The 2,565-nt window shown below is 43.9% G+C and carries 1 protein-coding gene; it reads left to right on the top strand.

Annotated features, from left to right (window positions below; genetic code table 11):
• Positions 1-2,327 (top strand): autotransporter domain-containing protein (locus KDK17_RS13120; RefSeq protein ID WP_257288239.1); only part of this gene is annotated, 2,327 nt, incomplete at its 5' end.
• Positions 2,328-2,565: the final 238 nt, after the last annotated feature.

The raw sequence follows: 2,565 nt of genomic DNA, 5'->3' as shown, positions 1-2,565 counted from the left end.
ATGACAAAGTTCAGGATAACAAAGAGCCAAACTCAATTACGCTTATTGAAATCAAAGCTGTACCAGTCAAGGGACTCAATGCCCAAAAGTCAATGGAAGGCTCCAACGATGGCTTTGATAAGCATATTGTGGATGTTGAAGCTGAAGATCTGCCTGATGTGTTTGAGGTTAGAAAAGGTTCTGTCTCTTATGTCAGCCTGACAGACATAGAGAAAGTTCTGGTCGAAGACGCTCAGCTTTATGCTGATGAAGTCAGTACCCTGGAAAAGCCATTGGCTTCATTTGACCTGAAAGGCAAAGCGACTGTTCGATCAATCTCTAATAATGCGCAACCTGTGTTCCTCGGTAAAGATACAGATGTAACTCTGGTCCTCGAGCAGGAAGTGTCCAAGGATATCCACGGTTTCAGAAACTTTGTACTGGACGGTGGTACTTTTGAAGGTGACCTGAAGGGATTTGCTGCTGAACACGGTGATGAAAAAGATCCAAAGCGCTTCAATGGTTCAACGGTTACTCTGAAAAGAGGTACTTTGAAAGGCGGTGAAATCGGTGGCGTTCTTGGTGAAGAAGAAAACGGTCATGTAAAGGAAGTTCGCGTAACCGGTCAGGTTGAAGTTAAGCCTGATACTACAGTTCTGACAACTCTGAACGCAGAAGCGACTATAAAGTCTCAAAAGGCTATCTATCAATCTACTGACCTTAAGCAGGTAAAAGTTGTTGCTCCTTTGGTTGTTGACTCCAAAGGTTCACTGAAACTCTTTAAGACGTTTAAGCAAAGCAAGCAGGATACGAAGGGTAATCCTGTTTCCATGTCAGCACCTTCACTATTAGCAATGGAGGGCAAAACGTTTGAGAAAGGCGCTAACCTGTTATTGGTTGTGGATCCATATGATCAATCAGTGTCGTCTGTCCCCTACGCCAGTGTTGATGGTGCCCTGAAGTTGAAGGGGGAGAATCAGGTCAAAATTGATTTGACTGGTATGGATGTTACAAAAGGTTTTGAAAATGCCAAAAATCTGTACGAGGAAGCTAAGTCTGGTAATGCTTTAGCTACTTCGATTGCAGTTATTGAAGCAGATACAGTTGAAGGTGACTTTGTCGCTCCAGACGCAGGTACTGTATTTTTAGATGCTTCCAGCAGTGAGTTTGCGAAGAGTGATAAGACTAACAAGTCTATGTACTCTATTAACGTGAAGTACGATCGCAATCCCGTTCAGAAGTTGCGCTCTCAACATAGCCTGTCTGAAAATCAGGCGAAAATGTATATAGCTACCTACGAATCGGCATTATCTACTGACGATCTGTCTTCGGCTCAGGCTATGTTCAACCAAGTAACAATGGCGGAAAAGCAGCAAACCATCAAGTTATTTGCTGACCAGCAGTTACCAGATCTGAATAACGAAGTGGGTCGTGCTTCGGTAGCTTTGCAAAATAAAATTAATGAGTCCATTGGTCGTCGTCTCAGCAGTAACCGTACTGGAGTGAATACCGGCGAAATGCATGAGTCTCAGGGATTCTGGGCTGAGTACATCTTCAGTGACGGAAAGCTTGATAATAAAGACGATTTGAAAGGTTATGAAGTCAAGGTTAACGGTGTCACTCTTGGTGTTGATAGCACTCTTAATGAACAGATGACGGTAGGTTTTGCCTTCACTTTGGGTGATACAAAGGTTGAGACAAACGACATACATCGTAATGCAACCACTGATACTTATATGGGTACCCTTTATACAGGATTGAATCAGGGTAATTACTTCCTGGATTCGATGTTCAGTTACGGTAAGGGAATCAATGAGTACAAACGTAAAGTACAGCTGGACAAGGTTTCTTACAAAGGTAAAGTGGATAGCACTATCTGGGGTGCACGTTTCGTAGCTGGCTATAACTATCAGATCAATCGCTGGACTCTTAAGCCTCAGATCGCCTTCGACTACACCAGTGTTAACTTTGATGATCTCACTGAAAAACTAACAGGTGATTGGGCTCAGAAACGTAAGATGAAAAAATTCGAAGTCACGGAGCTGGGTGCAGGTCTGAAGCTTATGGGTGATTTCGAATTGGGTCGAGGCGTGCTTCAGCCTGAGTTTGTGTTGATGGGATATCACGACTTTAAGGCTGATAAGCCTGAAACAACGGTGACCTTCATTCAAGGTGGTAAAACCTTAACATTCACAGGCAGTGATCCTGAGCAAAATCGCTTCGAAGCCGGTTTGGGTGTTAATTATAAGATGGAGAGCAACCTGAGTCTGAGTTTGCACTATGACAATAACTGGATGGGTGACTACAAGGCAGATAGCTTGAATGCCACTGTCCGTTATGAATTCTGATTAGTAGCAGATTAGCGTTTAACGACCAGAGTCTGTTACAAACTTGAACTTTTGGCTCCGCCGATGCGGGGCTTTTTTGTTTTATCCCTTGTTGTTCAGTTTTGAATATTGCCATAATGCCGTTGACTCCAGGGGGTTAAATCTCTATAGTTCGCTCCCGTTGGTGCAGTGCGCTCGTAGCTCAGCTGGATAGAGTACCTGGCTACGAACCAGGCGGTCGGAGGTTCGAATCCTCCCG

It is taken from the genome of Endozoicomonas sp. SESOKO2 (genome assembly GCF_024606245.1).
Lineage (GTDB): Bacteria > Pseudomonadota > Gammaproteobacteria > Pseudomonadales > Endozoicomonadaceae > Endozoicomonas_A.
The sequence above is the reverse complement of the archived record's forward strand: the minus strand, read 5'-3'. Positions and strand labels throughout refer to the sequence as shown.